The organism is Achromobacter kerstersii (assembly GCF_902859595.1).
Lineage (GTDB): Bacteria > Pseudomonadota > Gammaproteobacteria > Burkholderiales > Burkholderiaceae_B > Achromobacter > Achromobacter kerstersii.
In genome coordinates this window covers 186,073-210,097 of sequence record NZ_CADIJQ010000010.1, presented here as the reverse complement: position 1 = coordinate 210,097, position 24,025 = coordinate 186,073, and the positions used below count along the sequence as shown (strand labels likewise).

18 protein-coding genes are annotated in these 24,025 nt (G+C 65.3%); 13 read left to right on the top strand and 5 right to left on the bottom strand.

Annotation, left to right across the window (positions count from 1 at the left end; genetic code table 11):
- The first annotated feature begins 7 nt into the window (after positions 1-7).
- The 5 genes from HV765_RS25175 to HV765_RS25155 all read left to right on the top strand — a co-directional run bounded on the left by HV765_RS25175 (position 8) and on the right by HV765_RS25155 (position 6,226).
- Positions 8-1,411, top strand: a complete 1,404-nt coding sequence (locus tag HV765_RS25175) for a phosphomannomutase/phosphoglucomutase (RefSeq protein ID WP_054426521.1) — start codon at positions 8-10, stop codon at positions 1,409-1,411.
- Positions 1,412-1,424: 13 nt separating this feature from the next.
- A complete protein-coding gene (gene pgi, locus HV765_RS25170; RefSeq protein ID WP_175171372.1) occupies positions 1,425-3,092 on the top strand; it encodes a glucose-6-phosphate isomerase in 1,668 nt (555 codons plus the stop codon).
- An 11-nt stretch (positions 3,093-3,103) separates the two neighbouring features.
- Complete coding sequence (galE, locus tag HV765_RS25165; protein WP_175171371.1) at positions 3,104-4,204, top strand: UDP-glucose 4-epimerase GalE; 1,101 nt, start codon at positions 3,104-3,106, stop codon at positions 4,202-4,204.
- A 194-nt stretch (positions 4,205-4,398) separates the two neighbouring features.
- Positions 4,399-5,346: a serine O-acetyltransferase EpsC gene (gene epsC, locus HV765_RS25160; RefSeq protein WP_054426518.1), complete on the top strand. Its 948-nt coding sequence runs from the start codon at positions 4,399-4,401 to the stop codon at positions 5,344-5,346.
- 61 nt (positions 5,347-5,407) lie between these two features.
- Positions 5,408-6,226, top strand: coding sequence for an NAD-dependent protein deacetylase (locus HV765_RS25155; RefSeq protein WP_175171370.1), 819 nt, complete (start codon positions 5,408-5,410; stop codon positions 6,224-6,226).
- 105 nt (positions 6,227-6,331) lie between these two features.
- Here the strand turns inward: HV765_RS25155 and HV765_RS25150 are convergent, their stop codons facing one another.
- The 3 genes from HV765_RS25150 to HV765_RS25140 all read right to left on the bottom strand — a co-directional run bounded on the left by HV765_RS25150 (position 6,332) and on the right by HV765_RS25140 (position 10,259).
- Positions 6,332-7,195 (bottom strand): inositol monophosphatase family protein, encoded by an 864-nt coding sequence (locus tag HV765_RS25150; RefSeq protein WP_054426516.1) that lies wholly within the window; start codon positions 7,193-7,195, stop codon positions 6,332-6,334.
- Positions 7,196-7,402: 207 nt separating this feature from the next.
- Positions 7,403-8,872, bottom strand: a complete 1,470-nt coding sequence (locus HV765_RS25145) for an NAD-dependent succinate-semialdehyde dehydrogenase (protein WP_054426515.1) — start codon at positions 8,870-8,872, stop codon at positions 7,403-7,405.
- Positions 8,873-8,996: 124 nt separating this feature from the next.
- The gene (locus HV765_RS25140; RefSeq protein WP_054426514.1) at positions 8,997-10,259 is read right to left on the bottom strand and encodes a 4-aminobutyrate--2-oxoglutarate transaminase; all 1,263 of its coding nucleotides are present in this window, start codon (positions 10,257-10,259) and stop codon (positions 8,997-8,999) included.
- Positions 10,260-10,355: 96 nt separating this feature from the next.
- Here HV765_RS25140 and pdxR point away from each other — a divergent pair, with 96 nt between their 5' ends.
- Positions 10,356-11,849 (top strand): MocR-like pyridoxine biosynthesis transcription factor PdxR, encoded by a 1,494-nt coding sequence (pdxR, locus tag HV765_RS25135; protein WP_420840156.1) that lies wholly within the window; start codon positions 10,356-10,358, stop codon positions 11,847-11,849.
- 71 nt (positions 11,850-11,920) lie between these two features.
- On the opposite strand, the gene HV765_RS25130 is transcribed toward pdxR, so the two are convergent.
- Complete coding sequence (locus HV765_RS25130) at positions 11,921-12,817, bottom strand: DUF72 domain-containing protein (RefSeq protein WP_175171368.1); 897 nt, start codon at positions 12,815-12,817, stop codon at positions 11,921-11,923.
- 150 nt (positions 12,818-12,967) lie between these two features.
- On the opposite strand from HV765_RS25130, the gene HV765_RS25125 reads away from it, so the two are divergent.
- The 7 genes from HV765_RS25125 (at position 12,968) to HV765_RS25095 (ending at position 23,446) form a co-directional block, all read left to right on the top strand.
- Positions 12,968-15,073 (top strand): ATP-dependent helicase, encoded by a 2,106-nt coding sequence (locus HV765_RS25125; RefSeq protein WP_175171367.1) that lies wholly within the window; start codon positions 12,968-12,970, stop codon positions 15,071-15,073.
- 65 nt (positions 15,074-15,138) lie between these two features.
- Complete coding sequence (locus tag HV765_RS25120; protein ID WP_054426510.1) at positions 15,139-16,167, top strand: magnesium and cobalt transport protein CorA; 1,029 nt, start codon at positions 15,139-15,141, stop codon at positions 16,165-16,167.
- A gap of 126 nt (positions 16,168-16,293) precedes the next feature.
- The gene (locus tag HV765_RS25115) at positions 16,294-16,944 is read left to right on the top strand and encodes a thermonuclease family protein (protein ID WP_175171366.1); all 651 of its coding nucleotides are present in this window, start codon (positions 16,294-16,296) and stop codon (positions 16,942-16,944) included.
- Positions 16,945-17,029: 85 nt separating this feature from the next.
- Complete coding sequence (locus HV765_RS25110) at positions 17,030-19,264, top strand: ABC transporter substrate-binding protein (RefSeq protein WP_054426508.1); 2,235 nt, start codon at positions 17,030-17,032, stop codon at positions 19,262-19,264.
- Entirely contained in the window at positions 19,261-20,238 is a 978-nt protein-coding gene (locus HV765_RS25105; RefSeq protein ID WP_054426507.1) for an ABC transporter permease, read from the top strand. The genes HV765_RS25110 and HV765_RS25105 overlap by 4 nt, the downstream gene beginning before the upstream one ends.
- 5 nt (positions 20,239-20,243) lie before the next feature.
- Entirely contained in the window at positions 20,244-21,767 is a 1,524-nt protein-coding gene (locus tag HV765_RS25100) for an ABC transporter permease (RefSeq protein WP_054426506.1), read from the top strand.
- Positions 21,764-23,446, top strand: coding sequence for an ABC transporter ATP-binding protein (locus HV765_RS25095; RefSeq protein WP_054426505.1), 1,683 nt, complete (start codon positions 21,764-21,766; stop codon positions 23,444-23,446). Before HV765_RS25100 ends, HV765_RS25095 begins: the two co-directional genes overlap by 4 nt.
- Before the next feature lie 70 nt (positions 23,447-23,516).
- Here HV765_RS25095 and HV765_RS25090 read toward each other — a convergent pair whose 3' ends face one another.
- Entirely contained in the window at positions 23,517-24,020 is a 504-nt protein-coding gene (locus HV765_RS25090; protein WP_245636434.1) for a MarR family winged helix-turn-helix transcriptional regulator, read from the bottom strand.
- Positions 24,021-24,025: the final 5 nt, after the last annotated feature.

Genomic DNA, 24,025 nt, shown 5'->3' with positions numbered 1-24,025 from the left:
AACTGGCATGCACGGAACTTTTGGCTGGGATACCCCGCAAATTCTGGATGCGGTTTTCAAGGCTTATGACATACGCGGCACGGTGCCGGACGAAATCGATGCGCGCTTCGCGCACAGCCTGGGCATGGCGGTGGGCAGCAAGGCGCGGGACCTGGGCGCGCGTTCGATTGTGGTGGGACGCGATGGCCGGCTGAGCAGCGTGGAGCTGGCGGCGGCGCTGCAAGCCGGTTTGCGTTCGGCGGGCATGCACGTCATCGACCTGGGCATGGCGACCACGCCGATGGTGTACTTCGCCACGCGCCTGATGGACACGGGCGCGGGCATTGCGGTGACGGGCAGCCACAACCCGCCCGCGCACAACGGCTTCAAGATTGTGCTGGACGGCGCGTCGCTGTACGGCGAGGGCATCACCGCGCTGCGCGATGCGATGCGCTTGCCGATTGAATCGGCCGACGTGCCGGGCGGGCGCACGCAGATGCAGCTTCAACCCTGCTACGCGGCACGGCTGGTGGGCGACATCCGCATGGCGCGCCCGATGAAGATCGCCATCGACTGCGGCAGCGGCGTGGCAGGCGCGGTGGCGCCCGCCTTGTTTCGCGCCTTGGGGTGCGAAGTGACGGAACTGTTCTGCGAGGTGGATGGCTCGTTCCCGGGCCATCACCCTGATCCTGCCGACCCCCAAAACCTGCAAGACCTGATCTATTGCCTGCGCTATTCCGATTGCGAAGTCGGCCTGGCGTTTGACGGCGATGGCGACCGGCTGGGCGTTGTCACCAAATCGGGACAGATCATCTGGCCAGACCGGCAGTTGATTCTGTTTGCGCGCGACGTGCTGGCGCGCAACCCGGGCGCCGAGATCATCTACGACGTCAAGTGCAGCCGCCATGTGGCGCGCGCCGTTGTCGAAGCGGGGGGCCGGGCCACCATGTGGAAATCAGGGCATTCCCTGATCAAAGCCAAGATGCGCGAGACGGGAGCGCTACTTGCTGGAGAGATGAGCGGCCACATGTTTTTCAAAGAGCGCTGGTACGGCTTTGACGATGGCATCTACGCCGCTGCACGGCTGTTGGAAATTCTGTCGTCTGCGCCGGACCCGTCAGGCTTGCTCGAAAGCCTGCCTCAGTCTTGCGCGACCCCCGAAATCAAGCTGGACACCGCCGAAGGCGAGCAGTTCGAACTGGTGGAGACATTGCGCGCACAAGGGGAATTCCCGGGCGCCGTGTCCATCAACGATCTGGACGGCGTGCGGGTGGACTATGCCGACGGCTTCGGCCTGGCGCGTCCATCCAACACGACGCCGACGGTGGTTTTGCGTTTTGAAGGAGACACCGTGGCCGCATTGGCCCGTATTGAGGAGGACTTCCGCAACGCGTTCCGGCGCATTGCACCTCATGTTCGTTTACCGTTCTAAGGAGCATCACGCGATGGGTAAGGCCAATTATGCGATTGAGGCGTTAAGGGCGAATTCCGGCCTGGCGCAGAGCCCCGAGTGGCAGGCGTTTGCGCAGGCGGCGCAAACTGCCGAATTGGATGCCAGCACGCTGAAAGTGATCGAAGCGGCCGGGTTGTGCGTGGACCTGACCATGCAGCGCCAGTCTCCGGCGCTGGAGGCCGCGGCGCTGAATCTGTTGCAGGCGCGCGCGCTGGCGGATGCCCGCCACGCGCTGTTCGCCGGCGATCCGGTCAACTGGACGGAAGGCAAGCCCGCGTGGCACACGGCGCTGCGAGCCGGCCGCACGCGCGAGCAACCTGACGGCCAGGACGCCGATTCTGTTTGCGAATATTCGCGCATGACGGACTTCGTGCGCCGCGTGGATCAGACGGCAGATTTTTCCACCGTGCTGCATATTGGTATCGGCGGCAGCGACTGGGGCCCGCGCCTGGCCATCCAGGCGTTCGGCGGCCCGTCGCAACGCCGCCAGATCCGCTTCGTGTCCAACATCGACGGCCATGCGTTTCACGACGCTATCGCCGGCCTGGACCCGCGGCGTTGCCTGGTGGTGGTGTCGTCCAAATCGTTCACCACGTCTGAAACCCTGCACAACGCCCGCGCGGCCATTGCCTGGCTCAAGCAAGGCGGTGTAGCCGACGTGTCTGAACATCTGGCGGCGGTGACCGCCAATGCGCCGGCGGCGCGCGCGCTGGGTGTGCCGGCCAGCCAGGTGTTCAAGATGTGCGACTGGGTGGGTGGACGCTATTCCGTGTGGTCGGTGGCGGGCCTGTCGATTGCGTTGACCGTGGGCGCCGATGTGCTGATTGGCATGCGCGCGGGCGCCGAAGCGATGGACCAGCACTTCCAACAAGCACCATTCGCGGCCAATGCGCCGATTCAGCTGGCGCTGGCCGGGCTGGTCAATTGCAGCGTGTTGGGCCACAACTCGTTGAACATTGCCGCGTACAGCGCGCGTCTGCTGCACCTGGTGACCTATCTTCAGCAGTTGGAAATGGAATCGCTGGGCAAGCGCGTGGCGGGCGATGGCACGGCGGTGGGGGTGCCCACGGCGCCCATCATCTGGGGCATGCCGGGCACCGATGGCCAGCACACCTTCTTCCAATGGCTGCATCAAAGCGAAGACGGCGCGCCGGTGGACTTCATCGCCAGCCTGCAAGGGCATACCGACAGCCCGGACGCGCATCGTCTGTTGCTGGCCAATTGCCTGGCGCAGCGGCAAGCGCTGTTGCGCGGCAAGTGCCTGGAGCAAGCGCTGCAAGACGTGGCGCATATCGACGACCAGGAGCGCGCGCTGAGCCTCGCGCAGCACATGGTGCATCCGGGCGGACGGCCGTCAACGCTGATCGTGCTGCGTCAACTGGACCCGCGCGGTCTGGGCGCGCTGCTGGCGCTGTACGAACACAAAGTGTTTGTGCAAAGCGTGGTCTGGGGCATCAACCCGTTTGACCAATGGGGTGTGGAACTGGGCAAACGGCTGGCCACGGGCATTGAACGTGAACTGGCCGTGCCGGTGTCGGCCGGCGTGGTGGACTGGGGGCATGACGCGTCCACCTCGTACTGGATCGACCGTTATCGCGGCCACGCGCAGGCGCCGCGCCCGCGCCATGCATGGGTGCCCGGCATGGCCGCACACCTTTGACGGAGACGGGCATGCCGGACCTGCATGTGCTGGTGACGGGCGGGGCGGGCTACATCGGCACGCACACGCTGGTGGCGATGGTGGCGGCGGGCCAGCGGCCGCTGGTGCTGGATAACTTCAGCAACGGCAGCCGCGAGGCCGTGCGCCGGGTCGAACAACTGTGCGGCGTGCCGATACCGCTTATCGAAGGCGATATCCGCACGCCCGGGTTGATTGAATCCGTGCTGGCCGGCGCGGCGGCCAGCGGTACGCCGGTAGAGGCGGTGCTGCATCTGGCCGGCTGCAAGGCGGTGGGCGAATCGGTGGCGGACCCGCTCAAGTATTACGACAACAACGTCACAGGGTCGATGGTGCTGTTGCGCGCCATGCGTGACACGGGGGTCACGCGGCTGGTGTTCAGTTCGTCGGCCACGGTCTATGGCGAACCGCAGTATCTGCCTTTCGATGAGTCGCATCCTTTGGCGCCCACCAATCCTTACGGGCGCACCAAGCTGATGGTGGAAGAGATGCTGCGCGACGTCTGCGTGGCGGACCCGGCCTTCAGCGCGCTGACTTTACGCTACTTCAATCCTATCGGCGCGCACGCGAGCGGCCGCATCGGCGAAAGCCCGCGCGACCTGCCCAATAATCTGTTCCCCTTCATTACCCAGGTGGCGGTGGGGCGGCAGCCATATCTGCGCGTGTTCGGCGACGACTACGACACCGCCGATGGCACGGGCGAACGCGACTATCTGCACGTGATGGATCTGGCGCGGGGGCATGTGCTGGGGTTGGCGCACGCCATGACGCACACGGGCTTTGCCGCGGTGAACCTGGGCACGGGGCAGGGCACCAGCGTCTTGCAGCTGGTGCGCGCGTTCGAGGCGGCCAGCGGCTGCCGAATTCCGCTGAACCGGCAGGGACGGCGCGCGGGAGACGTGGCGCGGACCTGGGCCGACCCGGCGCTGGCGGCATCGCTGCTGGGCTGGCGCAGCACGCATGACGTGGCGGCGATGTGCGCGGACGGCTGGCGCTGGCAGCAGGGGAATCCGCAGGGGTATGACGCCGAGGCCCATACGGACGAATCTGCGGGGCAGGCCGTGCGCGATCCGGCGGGTCGGGCCGCGGCATAACCCCAATGGCGTGTCGGAGGGATTCCGGAAACGGGGCGCCTGCGGTTACAGTTGACGGCATTATTGCGTAGCAGCATGGCGCAGGCGGCGCATCCGCCCACGCCATGCACCCGTCAGTGAGGCTCTCCCATGTTTGAATTCCATCCGTATGCCGGACGCCGCGGACAACACCGCGCCCGCCAGGGGCAGTCGCAATGAGCGGCCCCACCTACATCCCGCCCGCCCACTGGAACCTGGACAGCATCGTGTCCGGCCTGCGCGACGCGCGCGTGGCGTGGCGCGGCCCGCGTGGCCGCCTGCGTGAAGACTCGGGCCTGCGTGAATTCCCGTCGCAGGAAAGCCTGCGTCAGATCATCAAAGACCTCTGTGGCGCCTTGTTCCCGATGCGCCTGGGCCCCATCGACCTGCGCGAAGAGGTCGAAGACTTCTATGTGGGGCACACCATCGGCGCGGCCTTGGACGCGCTGTTGCATCAGGTCTGTCTTGAACTGCAATACGTGGGCCGTCACGAACACGCGGACCCTGCCCAAACCCAGCAACGCGCCATCGAAATCGTGCGCCAGTTCGGCGCCGAGCTTCCGCGCGTGCGCGCCGCCCTCGACCTGGACGTCACCGCCGCCTATCAAGGCGACCCGGCCGCGCACAGCGTTGACGAAGTGCTGCTCTGCTATCCCGGCGTGGCGGCGATGATTCATCACCGCCTGGCCAACGTGCTGTATCGGCTGAATGTGCCGATGCTGGCCCGTATCGTGGCCGAGATCGCACACGCCGATACCGGCATCGACATCCACCCGGGCGCCACCATCGGCCGCAGCTTCTTCATTGATCACGGCACGGGTGTCGTCATTGGTGAAACCGCCATCATCGGCGACCGCGTGCGGCTCTATCAGATGGTGACGCTTGGCGCCAAGCGCTTCCCGCCCGGTGAAAACGGCGAGCTCAAGAAGGGCCTGCCGCGCCACCCGCTGATTGAAGACGACGTGGTGATCTACGCGGGCGCCACCATCCTGGGCCGCGTCACGATCGGCAAGGGCTCGACCATTGGCGGTAACGTCTGGCTCACGCGCAGCGTGCCGCCGGGCAGCAACGTCACGCAGGCCAGCCTGGTCAGCGACATGCCCGACTGCGGGCTGGGCGGCTAAGCGCCGTCCACGCGGGCGCTGCCCCTGCGGGCGGCGCCCAGACCGGCACACAGGAGTCAGGATGGACACACGAGTCTCGGACATGGCCGCCTTGCGCGGCTTCATCGACCGCCACCCACGGCTGTTCGTGCTGACGGGGGCGGGCGTCAGCACTGACTCCGGCATTCCCGACTACCGCGACACCGAAGGCGAATGGAAGCGCAAGCCGCCCATGACGTTGCAGACGTTCATGGGCGACGACCTGGCGCGCGCCCGCTACTGGGCGCGCAGCATGGTTGGCTGGCGCCGCTTTGGCCACGTCAAACCCAACGACTCGCACCGGGCGCTGGCGCGGCTGGAGTCGCAAGGCCACATCAGTGTGCTGGTCACGCAAAACGTAGACGGCCTGCATGAAGCCGCAGGCAGCCGCGAGGTCGTGGACCTGCACGGCCGGCTGGATGAAGTGCGCTGCATGAACTGCGATTGGCGCGGCGACCGCCAGCCCTGGCAAGAGGCCCTGCAGCAGGGCAACCCGTATTGGACGTCGCTGGACGCCACCGATGCGCCCGACGGCGACGCCGATCTGGACGGCGAAGATTTCTCGCAATTCACCGTGCCGCCGTGTCCGCGCTGTGGCGGCATCGTCAAACCGGATGTGGTGTTCTTCGGCGAAACCGTTCCGCGCGACCGTGTGGACCGCGCCAACGCGGGCTTGATGAGCGCCGACGCGGTGCTGGTCGTGGGCTCATCATTGATGGTGTATTCGGGCTACCGCTTCGTGACGGCTGCGGCGCGTAACGGCGTGCCGATTGCCGCCATCAACCTGGGCCGCACCCGCGCCGACAGCCTGTTGACCCTGAAGGTGGAACAGCCTTGCGCGGTGGCGCTGGACGCCTTGTAACCGGCCGGTTTTTGACCGGTTTAAGCAAGTGCTTGCCCCGTAAGGGATTTTTCCCGCTGTTACAGACCTTTCCAAAGGGTTGTCCACAGGAACTGTGGATAATTCCTAGGGATTACCCGCGTCTGCCATCTCTACCGCCTCGCCCAGCAGGGCCTTGCGGGCGGCGTGCCAGCTGCCGGCGTCGGGTGCGTACAGGAGCCCGCCTGTGCGGTGCGTGGGCTTGTAGGGCGATCCGTCAAAGCGCGCGGCATAGCCGCCGGCCTCGCGGTGCAGCAGCCAGCCGGCCGCGTGGTCCCACGCCGTCAGCTGGTTGTACAGCGCAATGTGGCAATGGCCGGCGGCCAGCATGCGGTATTCATGCGCGGCGCAACGCAGCGACGCGGTACTGGCCAAACGCGACAGATGGCTGTTGACGGTGGTGCGCAGCGGCTCGGGCAGGGCGCCCGTGGCGATCAGGCCATCCATGTCTTCCAGGGGCGCAGGCGGCGCCACGGTCAGCGGCACGCGCCGGCCGTTCTCGTACTCCATCCAGGCGCCTTCGCCGCGCACGGCCAGCGCGCTGTCGCGGTTGACCGGGTCGTAGATGACGCCCGCGATGACGTCGCCGCGATGGCAGGCCGCGATCATCATGCCGAACAGCGGCAGGCCCGCCACGTAGTTGCGAGTGCCGTCGATGGGGTCAATCAGAAAGGCCAGGTCAGCGTCGACCAGCATGTTCAGCAAGGCCGGGTTGCGCGCGGACGCTTCTTCACCAATGAGCACGGCACCCGGGTGCAGCTTGGCCAGCCGCGCGCCGATCATGCGTTCGGCGGCTTCGTCTGCGTCGGTGACCAGATCGCGCGGCGAACTCTTGCCCCGCACCGAGCCTTCCGGCAGGTTGCGAAAGCGCGGCATGACTTCCGTCAGGGCGGTTTCGGCCAGCACGGCGGCAAGCTTGCGGGTGTCCTCAAGGGTAAAAGTTCTGCTCATTCGGTGTCATCCAGGGAACGCGCAAATCTATCACGCCTGAGCGGCAATTGATCGTGATTTATAAGTCACTGGATTGAAAGGACATTTTCCGGCTATGCAGGAGTTATCTGCCGGGTTGTCCACAGTTGCTGGGGATAAGCGCGGCGTGTCTGGTGACATGCCGGCTTATCCCCGGTGCGCGGCAGGGCGCCGCGCACCGGTTGGGCGTCAGGCGCCCAGATCCACGCAGAGGTACTTGATTTCGAGGTATTCCTCGATGCCGTACTTCGAGCCTTCACGGCCCAGGCCGGATTGCTTCACGCCGCCAAACGGGCCGACTTCGTTCGAGATCAAACCCGTGTTGATGCCGACGATGCCGTATTCCAGCGCTTCGGACACGCGCCAGATGCGGGCGTAGTCGCGCGTGAAGAAATAAGCGGCCAGACCGAAGATGGTGTCGTTGGCCATGCCGATGACTTCTTCTTCCGTTTCGAAGCGGAACAGCGGTGCGACCGGGCCGAAGGTTTCTTCGGTGGCAAAGCGCATCGACTGCGTCACGTCGCGCACGACGGTGGGTTCGAAGAACGTGCCGCCCAGTGCATGCGGCTTGCCGCCAGCGATGACCTTGGCGCCGTGGGACGTCGCGTCAGCGATGTGTTCCTGCACCTTTTCAACGGCGTTGGCGTCGATCAGCGGACCTTGCGTCACGCCATCACCAAAGCCGTCGCCCACCTTCATGGCGTTGACCTTGGCGACCAGGCGCTTGGCGATTTCTTCGTACACGCCGGCCTGCACGTAGATGCGGTTCGCGCATACGCACGTCTGGCCTGCGTTGCGGTACTTGGAGGCCAGGATGCCGTCGACCGCGCGGTCCAGATCGGCGTCGTCGAACACGATGAAGGGCGCGTTGCCGCCAAGTTCCAGCGACAGCTTCTTGATGGTCGGGGCGCATTGCTCCATCAGCGTGCGGCCGACTTCGGTGGAACCCGTGAAGCTCAGCTTGCGCACCACGTCGCTTTCGCACAGGGCGGCGCCGATGTCGCGCGAGCTGCCGGTGATGACGTGGAACACGCCAGCCGGCACGCCGGCTTCTTCGGCCAGCACGGCCAGCGCCAGCGCGGTCAGCGGGGTTTGCTGAGCGGGCTTGACGACCATGGTGCAACCGGCAGCCAGCGCGGGGCCGACCTTGCGGGTGATCATGGCGGCCGGGAAGTTCCACGGCGTGATGGCGGCGGTTACGCCGATGGGCTGCTTCAACGCCAGCAGGCGCTGGCCGGCCTTGGGGCTTTGCAGCACGTCGCCGTCGATGCGCTTGGCTTCTTCGGCAAACCATTCCAGGAACGACGCGGCGTAGGCGATTTCGCCGGCGGCTTCGGTCACGGGCTTGCCCTGCTCGGACGTCATGATGGCGGCCAGGTCTTGCTGGTTCTGCATCATCAGTTGCGCCCACTTCAGCAGGATCGCGGCGCGTTCCTTGCCGGTCTTGGCGCTCCAGGCCGGCAGCGCGGCTTGAGCGCTGGCGATGGCCTGTTCGGTTTCCTTGCGGCCCAGCTTGGGCACGGACACGATGGTCTTGCCGGTGGAGGGGTTGTCCACCGGGATCGACGCGCCATTGCCGGCGCCAACCCACTTGCCGTCGATGTAGCAGGCGTCGCGCAGCAGTTCAGGGCGCGACAGGGGGTGAGTCAAAGCGGTCATTATCGGAGTCTCCTTGAATGAAATGCAGCGGGGTCAGGAAACGGCTGCGGGCGTGGCGGTAAACCGCTGCACGCCCGCAATTGCCATGCCTGCCCACCGGCTATCGGGGTTCAGGCCCTGAACGTCAAGCGGCCAGCGCTTCCGACAGGATAACCAGCGCGCGGTCGAATTGCGCGTCGGGAATCGTCAGCGGGTACAGGAAGCGCAGCACGTTGCCGTACACGCCGCAGCTCAGCAGGATCAGGCCTTGTTCCAGCGCGCGCGCTTGCACACGCTTGACGGCTTCGGCGTCCGGCTTGCCATTGGCGTCGTTCAGTTCCAGCGCCACCATCGAACCCAGGCCGCGCACATCGGCGATACCCGGGACCTTGGCGCGCAGGCCTTCCAGATGGGCGCGCAGCTTCTCGCCCAGCACGTTGGCGCGGTCGCACAGCTTTTCTTCAGCGATGACGTCCAGCACGGCGTGCGCGGCGGCAACTGCCAGCGGGTTGCCGGCGTACGTGCCACCCAGGCCGCCAGCGGCCGGGCCGTCCATGACATCGGCGCGGCCGACGACGCCCGAAATCGGGAAGCCGCCGCCCAGGCTCTTGGCCATGGTGATCAGGTCGGCTTGCACCGAGTGGTGTTCCATCGCGTACAGCTTGCCGGTGCGGCCAAAGCCCGTTTGCACTTCGTCAGCGATCAGCAGGATGCCGTGCTCGTCGCAGAGCTTGCGCAGCGCGGTCATCAGTTCAGGCGGGGTGATGTTGAAGCCGCCTTCGCCTTGCACCGGTTCGATGATGATGGCGGCCACGCGCTTCGGATCGATGTCGCACTTGAACAGCAAGTCCAGCGCCTTGAGCGAGTCAGCCACGCTGATGGCTTGCGTGGCGTTGGGGAACGGCACGTGATAGATGTCGCCGGGCATCGGGCCGAACGACAGCTTGTACGGGGCGACCTTGCCGGTCAGCGCCATGCCCAGCATGGTGCGGCCGTGGAACGAACCCGAGAAGGCGATGACGCCCGAGCGGCCCGTCGACGAACGCGCAATCTTGATGGCGTTTTCAACGGCTTCGACGCCGGTCGTGAAGAAGGCGGTCTTTTTCAGGCCGTCGATGGGGGCCAGGCGGTTGATGCGCTCTGCCAGCGAGATGTAGCCTTCATACGGCACGATCTGGTAGGCGGTGTGCGTGAAGTTGTCCAGCTGGGCGGACACGGCGGCCTTGACCTTGGGGTGCAAGTGGCCGGTGTTCAGCACGGCGATGCCGCCTGCGAAATCGATGTATTCCTTGCCGTTGGCGTCCCACAGCGTGGCGTTTTCAGCGCGCACGGCGTAGAAGTCGCACATGACGCCAACGCCGCGCGGCGTGGCCAGGGAACGGCGGGTATTCAGGTCCTGATTCTTCATCTCTGCCTCGGGGAACGTGATGGGCGGGAAAAACCTTATTTAATGCTACGATGGCCCCATTTGTGGGAACCACTTTGATAAAACAGGTAGAACCAATTGCGGTCCATTGTTGGTGACTTGCTTCTGCTGCGCTTGGCAGATGGCTCTACTGAGCCGATGAACAAGCGCCTGTATCGCGGAATCCGTGAAGCGATCCTCGATGGCGCCATCGCGGCGGACTCGCGGCTGCCCGCCTCACGTGACCTGGCCGCCGAGCTCGGCATCGCCCGCAACACCGTCGTTCACGTTTACAGCCAACTGCTGGCCGAAGGCTATACGCGCAGCCGCCAGGGCAACGGCACCTTCGTCAACGCGTCAGTGCCGGACTCGTATCTGGCCAGCGGCCGCCGCCTGCGCCAGCCGCCGCAAGCCCAGCCGGGGCCGGCGCTGTCGCCGCGCGGTGCGGCCATCGTCGATGGCGTGTCGGCATCGCCCTATCAATGGGGGGCGTTCATGCCGGGCGTGCCCGACCTGACCGAATTCCCGCACAAGAAGTTTGGCCGCATTTTCAGCGCGCTGTGGCGCAACCCGTCGCCCGACTTGCTGACTTACGCCTACGGCGGCGGCCTGCCTGCGCTGCGCGAGGCCCTGGCCCAGCATCTGGCGCTGACGCGTTCCATCGATTGCGACCCGGAACAGATCATCATCACCGAAGGCTCGCACCAAGCCATCGACCTTACCACCCGCATCCTGGGCGAAGCCGGAGAAACCGCGTGGGTCGAAGACCCGGGCTACTGGGGCGCCCGCACCATCCTGCAAGCCAATGGCCTGCACACCGTGCACCTGCCTGTCGACGAAGAAGGCATGCGCCTGCCCGACACGGTGGGCACGCCGCCGCGCTTCATTTTCGTCACGCCGTCGCATCAATATCCGCTTGGCCCTGTGATGTCGTTGACCCGGCGCCGCCAGTTGCTGGCCGTGGCGCGGCAATGCGGCAGCTGGATCATCGAAGACGATTACGACAGCGAGTTCCGCTTCTCGGGCCGGCCCATTGCATCGCTGCTGGGGCTGGAGCCGGACGCGCCCGTCATCTATATGGGTACGTTCAGCAAGACGCTGTACCCGGGGCTGCGCGTGGGCTATCTGGTGCTGCCCAAGCCGCTGACGGCCGCGTTCCAGGCGGCGCACGCCGAGCTGTACCGCGAAGGCCACTTGATGACGCACGCGGCGCTGGCGACCTTTATTTCAGAAGGCCATTACGCCGCCCACATCCGCCGCATGCGCATGCTGTATGGCCGGCGGCGCGCAATGCTCGTCAACCTGATCGAACGCCGCCTGGGGCCGGATTGGCTGCATCGCGACGCCAGCATGGCGGGCTTGCATCTGGTGCTGACGCTGCCGCCGGACATGGATGACCTGCGCGTGGTGGACGTGGCGCGCAGCAAGGGCGTGCTGACGCGTGCGCTGTCGCGTTATTACGTGAATGAAGCAGGGCGGCGGCCGGGGCTGCTGTTGGGGTACGCCTGTGTGCCCGAGCACGACATTGCGCGCAAGTTCGAGGTGTTGCTGGAAAGCCTGGCGGAAGTGGCGCGCAAGCCGGCCGCGGCTTGAGCGGTGCCCGTCAGGGTTAAAACGGTACCAAGGCGGCATCACAGCTGCATCCGCACGGCGTCAGAACGGAACTAAAACGGCAACAGCGCCGACGCGAAGGCGGCGGCGTTGCGCATGCCCTGGTCTTCAAAGTTGGTGTTGAACACGGCGTGGGCCTGCGCGCTTTGCGTGGCCAGCCGCGAAAAGCGTTCCGCCAGCTCTGCCAGTTCCTGTTCGGTGTACTCGTATTGAAAGCGCCCCGACGAGGCCGTGCCCGACACATTCCACGCGTTGGTGTTGCGGCCGTGCAGGCGCAGCAAGGTCAGATCGGGATGCGTGCATTCCCATATGGCGGGCACCGTGTTCTCAAAGCCTTGCGGCGCGTCGACCACCGTGTGCACCACGCCCAGGTCGCGTTCAAACGCTAGCGTGTCCGCGATGGCGGCTGGGCTGTCAAACCAGCTGCGATGCCTGAACTCCACGGAAATCAGATGCTCTTCCATGCGCCGCGCGCAATCGGCCACATGCGCGCGGCCCCGCGCATCGCGCCGGACCCAGGGCGGAAACTGGAAATGCACCGCGCCCAGTTTGCCCGGCATGCGCAGCGGTTCCAGCGCCAGCTGATAGCGGCGCCACAGCGCATCGCGCAAGTCTTCCGGCATCTGGCCGTGATAGATGATGGGCTCCGGCCAATCGTCCAGTTCGCGCTGGATGTCGTGGGGCAGGGCGGCAAGCGGCGTCTGGTGGCCGGTGAATAGCCGGAAGGCCTTGATGTTGAAGACAAAATCGTCCGGCGTGCGTTGGTCCCAAAGATAGGCGTTGTCGGCCGAGGGCAGGGCGTAGTAGCTGGAATCGACCTCGGCCAGCCGGTAGCGCGAGGCGTAAAAGCGCAGCCGCGATTCGGCGCTGCGGGCCTCGGGCGGGTAGAAGCGGCCGCAGGCAAGCAGGGTGGGATCGGTCCAGGAGGCGGTGCCGGTCAGAAGGCGCATGGGGGGAATCGGGTTCGTATCGTGCCGGCGGCGGGGCCGGCTACGCTGCTATGATAGCTGGATAAATAGCCAGTCATTGGCCGCCAATTCAGCCCAGCCCGCCGGTCAGGTTTTGCCGCCCAGCCGTGCCCAGCGCCGTCACAACGCGTCATGCCCGATCAGAATCCCGCTTCTACTCCCGCCCGTCCCGACCCTCTGGCCGACTTGAATCCCGCGCAGCGCGAAGCTGCCGAATTCGGCGTGGCGGGCGCTGCCGGCGATGACGGCCCCTTGCTGGTGATTGCCGGGGCGGGTTCAGGCAAGACCAACACGCTGGCGCATCGTGTCGCGCACCTGATCCTGAACGGCGCCGATCCCCAACGCATGTTGCTGCTGACCTTTTCACGCCGCGCCGCGCAGGAAATGGATCGCCGCGTGGGTTCGGTATTGCAGCGGGTGATGAACCTGCGCGGCTCGCAACAGGCGCCGTCGCTGCCGTGGGCCGGCACGTTCCACGCCATCGGCGCGCGCCTGCTGCGCGACTGCGCGCTGCGCATCGGGCTGTCGGAAGCCTTCACCATCCATGACCGCGGCGACGCCGAAGACCTGATGGGGATGGTGCGGCACGAGCAGGGCCTGTCGTCCACCAAATCCCGCTTTCCCTTGAAAGGCACATGCCTGGCCATTTATTCGCGCGTGGTCAACAGCCAGACGCCGGTGGCCGACGTACTGAAAACGTCATTCCCCTGGTGCGCCCAATGGGAAGACGAACTGAAGAATCTGTTTCGCGGCTATGTGGCCGCCAAGCAGGATCAGCAAGTGCTGGACTACGACGACCTGCTGCTCTACTGGGCCGAGATGATGTCCGACCCCGGCATCGCGGCCGACGTGGGGGCGCGGTTCGACCACGTGCTGGTGGACGAATACCAGGACACCAACCGCTTGCAATCGGCCATTCTGCTGGCGATGAAGCCCGACGGGCGCGGGCTGACGGTGGTGGGCGACGACGCCCAATCCATCTATTCCTTCCGCGCGGCCACGGTGCGCAACATCCTGGACTTCCCGACGCAATTCCCCAAACCCGCGCGCGTCATCACGCTGGACCGCAACTACCGCTCCACGCAGCCCATCCTGAACGCATCGAATGCGGTGATCGGGCTGGCGACGGAGCGCTTCGCCAAAGACCTCTGGACGGATCGCGCGTCGTCGCAATTGCCTGAACTGGTGACCGTCAGCGATGAAGCCGGTCAGGCGCGTTGGGTGGCCGATCAGGTGTTGGCGCAGCGCGAGGGCGGCGCCACGCTGAAATCGCAGGCGGCGCTGTTCCGCACGGCCAGCCACAGCGCCGCGCTGGAACTTGAGCTGACCCGCCGCAACATCCCCTTCGTGAAATTCGGCGGTCTGCGCTTTCTGGAAGCCGCGCACGTGAAGGACTTGCTGTCGCTGTTGCGCTGGGCCGAGAACCCGCGTGGCCGCATGGCGGGCTTTCGCGTGGCGCAGTTGATGCCGGGCATTGGCCCCGCCACCGCCGGCAAACTGATGGACGCCATGTCCGCGTCCGCAGAACCGCTGCAAGCCCTGCGCGAATTCAAGCCGGGCGCAGCCGCCCAAGAAGAGTGGGGCGCATTTGCCGATACCTACGCGGCCTTGTGCGACCCCGGCCTGCGCTGGCCCGCGGATGTCGATCTTGCCCTGCGCTGGTATGCCGGCCAGCTCGAACGCCTGTATGACGATGCCCGCGTGCGCAAGACCGATCTTGACCAACTGGTGCGCCTGGCCGCGGGCTATCCGTCGCGCGAACGCTTCCTGACCGAACTGACGCTGGACCCGCCCGATGCCACCAGCGATGAGTCCGGCGCGCCGTCCCGCGACGAGGACTACATGATCCTGTCCACCATCCATTCCGCCAAGGGCCAGGAATGGAAGGCCGTGTACGTGCTGAACGTGGTCGACGGCTGCATTCCGTCCGACATGAGCACCGGCACCGCCGAAGAAATCGAGGAAGAACGCCGCCTGCTGTACGTGGCCATGACGCGCGCGAAAGAACGCTTGCAGCTCATCGTGCCGCAGCGCTTTTATGTGCATCAGCAAACGGGCATGGGCGACCGCCATGTGTACGGCTCGCGCACGCGCTACATCACGAATGCGATGCTGCCGCTGTTTGACCATCTGCCCAAGCCGCCCGCACTGTCTGATTTGCCCGGCGGCGGCCAGCCCAAGGAACCCCAGGCGCCCAGCATCGACGTCACCAAGCGGGTGCGCAGCCTGTTCTCCTAGCCTGGGCTATCATCGGCCGATGCTTATAAGTTGTCCGGTAGGGATCGCGTTGCCAAAGGAAGTCCATGTCCGCCGAAGATAGTTTTGCCGACGCCCACAAGGGCGAGGTGGTCGCGTCGATTGCCTACGTGAACGGGCGCCGCGACCGTGAAGTTCCCATCGACGAGGTGGGGCAGCACATCACCCGGTACAACAGCCAGCCCCAGGGCCAACCGCCCGGCATGTTGTGGATAGGTCTGCGCAACCCCACGCCGGAATTGCTGGCCCGGATCACCGGCGAACTGGGCGCCTGCGGCAAGAACCAGGAAGAAATGCTGGAGCCGCACCGGCGGCCGAAGATCATCGACTACGGCAACATGGTCCTGATCGTGACCATCACGGTCGAGGTCGAAGCCGAACGGCCCATCTTTGGCGAGACCCAGCTGCTGATTGGCGACGGCTTTCTCGTCACCGTGCGCCGGGGTGCGACGGCGGCGCACAGCCCCTTGCGTGAACGGCTGGAAGCCTCGCCCGATTTGCTCAAGCGCGGCAGCGATTACGTGGCGTCTGAAGTGCTGGACTGGCTGGTCGACCGCTATGTGGCCGCGGCCGGCAAGATCGAAAGCGTGGTCGAAGGCGCCGAACAAAAGCTCCTGATCCGCGGCGCCAAAGATACCGATATCCGCAGGCTGTACCGGCAGCGCCGCGACCTGCTGCGCATACACACCGTGGTGTCGCCGATGGCCGAGATCTGCCGCCGCCTGGCGCGCGTCGAGATGTCGGCGGTGGACGAACATGCACGCCCGTACTTCGGCGAAGTGGCCGACCGGGTGCTGCGCGTGGACGAATTGTTCAATGCCTTGCGGGAATCGCTGGCCTTCGCGTTTGAAGCCAGCCTGATGATCGGGCAGGCGGCGCAGAACGACACCACCCGCAAGCTCGCGTCCTGGGCCGCCATTCTGGCGGTGCCAACGGCTATTGCCGGCATCTACGGCATGAACTTCAAATTCATGCCCGAACTGGAATCGCCCTGGGGATATCCGATTACGCTGGGCGTCATCGCATCCATCTGTTCGGTGCTGTATTGGCGCTTCCGCAAGTCGGGCTGGCTGTAGGCGCGGGCTCGGGAAAGGGTGAGACCGGGAGCACCCCGCCAAGCGGGACATTTTCCTCTCATTACGCCGGTGGAAACGGGGCTGGCTGTGGCAAACTTCCTGCGTTTCTAACGTGGAGTGTGGCCGGTGCGTGGCAAACCCCCTTTTCGCGGCGGCAGCAAGCTGACCGCCCTGATCGTCGCCGTGATCCTTGCGGCGGCGGGCGCCATCGTCAATTGGCTGCAACCCGACGGGCGGGATCAACAACGGCCGCCGTCAACCTCGTCCCCCTCCCGCCCCGGCCCTGCCTTGGCGGGCGGCATTCCGCAAGGCAGCTATACGCTGACCGGCCCCATCGTCAACGTGTCCGATGGCGACACGGTCACGCTGCGCGCGCCCGACGGCCAGCGCCGCATCCGCATGGACAGCATCGACGCCCCTGAAGAAGGCCATGGCGCTGACCAGCCCGGCCAGCCCTATGCCGAGGCGTCCCGCAAGAATCTGGCGAGTCTGGTGGCGGGCAAGACGCTCACCGCCCAATGCTACGAACAAGACCAGTACGGCCGCGACGTGTGCGCGCTGATCCTGGACGACGGCCGTTCGGCCAACCGCCTGCAAGTGGAATCGGGCTACGCCTGGGCCTACACGGCCAGAAAAGGCGACTATCTGCGCGACAAGGCCATGCCCGACCTGCAACGCCAGGCCAAGGACGCCAAGCGCGGATTATGGGTCGATCAACACGCCATGCAGCCCTGGAAATGGCGCTACGACTGCTGGCGCCAACGCCAGTGCGGATGAGCCCGGCCGGTAGGGGGATGCCTGGGTACTGGCTCTGTCCCGCGTTTGCTATCCTCTGTCGCAACGATTTGAAGGGAAGGTTTCCATGCGTGCACTGAAGCGGCTCTGGGCGACAGCCATGCTGCTGTTGCTGGCGACGACGGGCTGCTCGCAAGAAAGCCCCATCAACAGCCCGTATCCGTCCGGCGCGGAAAGCCAGAACACGTTTTTCTCAGCGTTCGCGTCGCGCTCGCCCAAGTACCTGGACCCGGCTAACTCTTATTCCGGCGACGAAACGCCTTATACCTACAACATCTATGAACCGCTGTACGGCTATCACTATCTGAAGCGGCCGTACGAATTGGTGCCGCGCGCGGCCCAGTCCATTGATCCCCCGGTCTATCTGGATGCCCAAGGCAAGGAACTGCCCGCTGATGCGCCGGGCGATCAAATCGCCGAAAGCGTTTACGACATCAAGATCCGGCCCGGCGTGCGCTTTCAGCCGCATCCGGCCTTTGCCCGCAAGACGGACGGCAGCTACGACTACTACCCGCTGGCAAGCGGCGAGCTGGACGACAAGTTCTACATTCCCGATTTCCCGCGCACCGGCACGCGCGAACTGACCGCAGACGATTACGTCTACGCCTTCCGCCGCCTGGCCAGCCCGCGCGTGGCTTCGCCCATTTATTCCGTCATGGCTGACCACGTCGAAGGCATGCAGGAATACGGCGACCGCCTGCGCAAGCGCGACCAGGCCCTGCGGCGCGACATGCCCGGCGGCAGCACGCCGCCCTGGCTCGACTTGCGCGAACCCGATGGCTTTACCGGCGTACAGGCGCTGGACCCCCACACGCTGCGCGTGCGCGTCAAGGGCAAGTACCCGCAGTTCAAGTACTGGCTGGCCATGACCTTCACCGCGCCCGTGCCGTGGGAAGCCGACCGCTTCTACAACCAGCCGGGCATGGCCGAACATGATTTGTCCTTGAACACGTGGCCGGTGGGCACGGGGCCGTACATGATGGCGGAGTCGTTGACGAACCGCCGCCACGTGCTGGTCCGCAACCCCAACTTCCGCGGCGAACCCTATCCCTGCGAAGGCGAACCCGGCGACAAGGCGGCTGGCCTCTTGGAAGACTGCGGCAAGCCCACGCCCTTCATTGACCGCGCGGTGTTCAGCCTGGAAAAGGAAGCCATCCCGCTCAGCGGCAAATTCATGCAGGGCTATTACGACGTGCCGCAGATTGAACGCGGCGAGTACGGCGTGGCCATGCTGGTGGCGGCGGGCGACAGCGAGGACAAGGCGCGCCTGTACCGCGACCGTGGCATCCGGCTGCCAACCACCGTCGAAACTTCGATCTGGTACATGGGTTTCAACTGGCAGGACCCGGTGGTGGGCAAGGGCGACACGCCCGAGCAGGAAGAAAAGAACCGCAAGCTGCGTCAGGCCATCAGCATCGTGTTCGACTGGGAAGAGTACGTTGCCGTGTTTGAGAACAGCCAGGCGTCCGTAGCGCAAGGGCCGGTGCCGCCCGGCGTGCTGGGCTACCGCGAACCGCCAGAAGGCGTGAACCCCGTTGTCTACGACCTGGTCGATGGCAAGCCCGTACGTAAATCCCTGGACGTGGCCAAGCGCCTGCTGGCCGAAGCGGGCTACCCCGACGGCCGCAACGCCAAGACCGGCGCGCCGCTGGTGCTGTACTACGACGCCATGCAAGGCGGCGGCTCCAACCCGCAGTTCGACTGGATGCGCCGGCAACTGAACAAGCTGGGCGTGCAACTGGATTTGCGCTCTACCGACTACAACCGCTTCCAGGACAAGATGCGGCGCGGCGCGGCGCAGATTTTCCTGTGGGGTTGGGTGGCCGATTACCCCGATGCCGAGAATTTCCTGTTCCTGCTCTATGGCCCCAACGCCAAGGCCAAGACGGGCGGCGAAAATGCCGCCAACTACGCCAGCCCGGAATTCGACAAGCTGTTCGAGCAGATGAAATTCCTGGACGACGGCCCCGAAAAAGAACAGCTGATCGCCAAGATGGTGGCCGTGGTGCAGCGCGACGCGCCCTGGATGTTCGGCTACTACCCGATGTCGGCGGGCGCGTATCAGCAGTGGGTGGGCAATGCCAAGCCCACGCAGATGGTGCGCAACACGCTTCAGTACATGAAGCTGGACCCCGCGCTGCGCGAGCGGAAGATTGACGAATGGAACTCGCCGATCTGGTGGCCGATCGGCGTACTGATACTGCTGTTGGCGCTGGCGATCTGGCCGTCATACATCGCGCTCAAGCGCCGTGAACGCCAGACGGCGTTTGGCCCCGCCGTCCGTAAGGAGCATCAATCATGATCGGCTATGTGATCCGCCGGCTGCTGTATGGCGTGCTGATTCTGATCGGCGTGAACCTCTTCACCTTCATCCTGTTCTTCGCCGTCAACACGCCGGACGACATGGCGCGGCTGGCCATTGGCGGCCAGCGCGCCAGCCAGGACGCGGTTGAAAAATGGAAGGCCGAACGGGGCTACGACAAACCGCTGTTCTTCAATGCCAAAGCCGAGGGCGCGTCGCAACTGACCGATACCGTCTTCTATCAGCGCTCGGTGCCGCTCTTGGCCATGAAATTCGGCGCGTCCGACAACGGGCGCGACATCAGCCGCGAGATCAAGACGCGCATGGGACCCAGCCTGGCGCTGGCGGTGCCCACGTTCATCCTGGGCCTGTTCGTCAGCATCGTGTTTTCGCTGACGCTGGTATTTTTCCGGGCGACGCGGCTGGACTTCTGGGGCGTGGTCGTGTGCGTGCTGCTGCTATCGATCTCCGGCCTGTTCTACATCATCGCGGGCCAGTGGGTCTTCGCCAAGCTGATGCGGCTGGTGCCGTTCTCGGGGTTTTCGGGCGGGTTGGACGTCGTCAAGTTCCTGGCGTTGCCGGTGCTGGTGGCGATTGTGTCGCGGCTGGGGCCTGAAGCGCGCTTTTACCGCACGCTGTTCCTGGAGGAAATTGGCAAGGACTACGTGCGCACCGCGCGCGCCAAGGGCCTGGCCGAACGCGTGGTGCTGTTCCGCCACGTGCTGCGTAACGCCATGCTGCCCATCCTGACCAGCACGGTTGCCGCCTTGCCGCTGCTGTTCATGGGCAGCCTGATCGCGGAATCCTTCTTCGGCATACCCGGGCTGGGCAGCTACACGATCGACGCCATCAACGCGCAGGACTTTTCGGTGGTGCGCGCCATGGTGTTCCTGGGCGCGGCGCTCTATATCGTGGGCCTGATCCTGGCCGATATTTCCTACACGCTGGCTGACCCCCGCGTCCGATTCGAGTAGCCGCCATGCCCAAGATCGTCTTCCTGTGGACCGATGTCGCGCTGTGGCTGATGGTGCTGAGCGCGCTGGCCTACCTGTGGCATGTGCGCCGCAGCCCCAACCTGCGCGCCACCTGGGCGCGCGTGGCGCGCGACACGCCCGCGATGTGTTCCGCTGTCATCCTCGTTGCCTTTTCGGTGGTGGGGCTGCTGGACTCGGTGCACTACCGGCCGCTGTTGCCGCCCGCGCCGGGCGCCGCCGCTGACGCGCCGCCCGTCTATGCGCCCGCCGTCAAGTCGGCGCTGGACGGGCTGTTGACCGGCACCGTGCTGACCCAACCTGAAAAGAACTATTCACAGCCGCTGGCGGCCTATCTGTTCCTGAAGGAAACCATGCTGGTCAATGACCAGCCGGTGCGCGACTTCCCGCGCTTGCGCGGCGCCGCCACGCACCTGACCGATCCCAAGCAGGAACGCACAAGCGATGTGCTCACGCGGTTGGGCTTCGGGCTGGCGGGCGGCTTGGCCGTGGCGGTGGCGGGGGCGGCCATCCTGTTCGCGGGCTTGGCGCGGCGCGAGAAATCGGCAGCGGCCGCGGCCGATGCCTTGCTGCTTGGCCAGTCCGACATCCCATGGCGCGCCATGGTGATCACCTTCACCGGGCTGTGCCTGTTCGCAGGCGCGCTGGCGGGCTTGTCCAGCGGCTATCACGCGCTAGGCACTGACCGCATTGGCAACGACGTCTTGTGGCAGGCGCTCAAAAGCATCCGCACGGCGCTGGTCATCGGCAGCCTGACCACCATCGCCATGCTGCCGCCCGCCATCATCTTCGGCATCGCGGCGGGCTATTTCAAGGGCAAGGTCGACGACGCCATTCAATATCTGTACACGACCATCACGTCTATTCCCGGTGTGCTGCTCGTAGCCGCCTGCGCGCTGATGATGCAGGTGTATATCGACAACCACGCGGATCTTTTCGACACCTCGGTGGCGCGCGCGGATTTGCGCCTGTTTCTGCTGTGCATGATCCTGGGGTTCACCGGCTGGGCGGGGCTGTGCCGCTTGCTGCGCGCGGAAACGCTCAAGCTGCGTGAACTGGAATACGTGCAGGCGGCGCGCGCATTTGGCGTGTCGCACTGGCGCATCATGACGCGCCACCTGTTGCCTAACGTGGCGCACCTGGTGCTGATTACCGTGGTGCTGGAATTCTCGGGGCTGGTGCTGTACGAAGCCGTGCTGTCGTACCTGGGCATTGGCGTCGACCCCAGCATGAATTCGTTCGGTTCGATGATCAATGGCGCCCGGCTTGAGATGTCGCGTGACCCGATGATCTGGTGGAGCCTGATGACGGCTTTCATTTTCATGCTGGCGCTGGTGCTGGCGGCCAACCTGTTCGCAGACGCCGTGCGCGACGCCTTTGACCCGCGCACGCGCCGCTACAAGCCCAGCCGGATGGCGCGGTTGGGCGGGTGGGGCGGCCTGATCGGCCGTCGTTCGGCGCCGGCGCTTGGCGCCGAACCGCGCGCCTCGAAGTCCGGAGACGCACCATGAACGCCCCGACTCCGTTGCTTGAAGTCCGCGGCCTGGAAGTGGACATTGCCGGCGAAAGCGGCATGACGCATGCCGTCAAACGCCTGGAACTCGCTATTTCACAGCGCGAGACCTTTGCGCTGGTCGGCGAATCCGGCTGCGGCAAAAGCATTACCGCGCTGGCGCTGCTGCGCTTGCTGCCCGATGCCGGCCGCATTGTCGGCGGGCAGATCGATCTGGACGGCGAAGACCTGAACCGGTTGCCCGAAAGCGCCATGCGTGGAGTGCGCGGCGGCCGCATCGGCATCATCTTCCAAGAGCCGTCCACCAGCCTGAACCCGGTTATGCGGGTGGGCGACCAGATCATCGAAACGCTGACGGCGCACACGCCTTTACGCGGCGCCGCCGCACGCACACGCGCCATCGACTGGCTGCGGCGCGTGGGCATTCCCGAGCCCGAGCGGCGCGTGGATGATTACCCGTTCCAGTTCTCGGGCGGACAAAAGCAGCGCGTCATGATCGCCATTGCGCTGGCGGCGGAGCCCTTGCTGCTGATCGCGGACGAACCCACCACCGCGCTGGACGTCACCGTGCAGGCGCAGGTGCTGGATTTGCTGGCTGACATCCAGCGGGAAATGGGCATGGCCGTGCTGCTCATCACGCACGACCTGGCCGTGGTGAAAAATGTGGCGCACCATGTGGCGCTGATGCGCGGCGGCGAAATCGTTGAAAGCGCCAGCGCCGAGGAATTTTTCCGCGCGCCCAAACACCCCTACGCGCGCCAATTGTTCGAAGCCATTCCCACCTTCGAAAAGCGCGGCGTGCCGCTCACCGAACACGGGCGTCAAGCCATTGCGCGTGACGACCACCGTCGCACGAAGCCGCGCGAGGCGGGCGAGGTGGTGCTGGACGTGCAAGATCTGAAAGTGCATTACCCCATACGCAAAGGTCCGCTGCGGCGGATTGTGTCGTGGGTCAAGGCCGTGGATGGCGTCACGTTTTCGCTGCGTGCCGGTGAAACCCTGGCGCTGCTGGGTGAATCCGGTTGCGGCAAGACGACCACGGGCAAGGCCTTGCTGCGCTTGATCGACGGCGCGCGGATTTCGGGCCGGGCCATGCTGCAAGGCAAGGATGTGCTGACGGCTGACCGCCGCACCTTGCGCGACCTGCGCCAAGACATTCAGATCGTCTTTCAGGACCCCTATGCCTCGCTCGATCCCCGCATGCGCGTGGGCGATATTCTTGACGAAGGCCTGGAGTCTCTGCGCCGCGGCATGAGCCAGAAAGCGCGCGCCGCGCATGCCGCGCAGTTGATTGAACGCGTCGGCTTGCCCGCCAATACGCTGACACGCTATCCGCATGAGTTTTCGGGTGGACAACGCCAGCGCATCGCCATTGCGCGGGCGCTGGCGGTTGAACCGCGCGTGCTGATTTGCGATGAACCCACGTCCGCGCTCGACGTTTCCGTCCAGGCGCAGATTCTGGATCTGCTGCGCGAGCTGCAAGACGAACTGGGCATTGCCTACCTGTTCATCACCCACAACTTTGGCGTGGTGGAATACCTGGCCGACCGCATCGCGGTCATGGATGGCGGGCAGATCGTCGACCTGGGCCCGGCGGACACGGTGCTGCACGCGCCGCGCCATGCGGTCACGCGGCGCTTGCTTGATGCGGTGCCGCGCTTGCAGTTTGGGTCATGAAAAACGCGCCCTGATCCGGTGGGATCAGGGCGCGTAAAACGCTTTGGGGTAAAACTTGCGCGGGGCTGGCTCAGAGATCGTCGTGATGCGCGCTGCGCGTCTCCAGCCAGACCAGCGTGTCATGCCGCAAGGTGCGCACGCATTGCGCCAGGAAGGCATGAACCGTTTCCATCTCGGCGGTGTCGTAGCGGCGCGCCATCAACATGACCGCATCGGCGACCCACTGGCGTTCCTGCGACAGGTGCTGGCACCGTTCCTCAACTGGCCGGATCACGATCATCCGGCGATCCAGCGGGTGGCGGCCGCGTTGCACATAACCCGCCGCCTCCAGCCGGTTGATCAAGGCCGTGGCGCCGCCTGAGCTGATGCCCATCAGTTGGGCAAGCTGCCCGGTGGGCAGGGCATCGAACTCCATCACCAGTTCCAGCGCTTTCAGGTCGGCCAGGGGGATACCCAGCTTTTCCGCCAGCGCGGACTGGCATGCGGCGTTGTAAACCGAGAATTGACGGCCCAGCATCAAGGCGATGTCGTCAAGCATTCCCGGGCGCAGTTCACTCGTGCGAGATTCTGGCATCACGG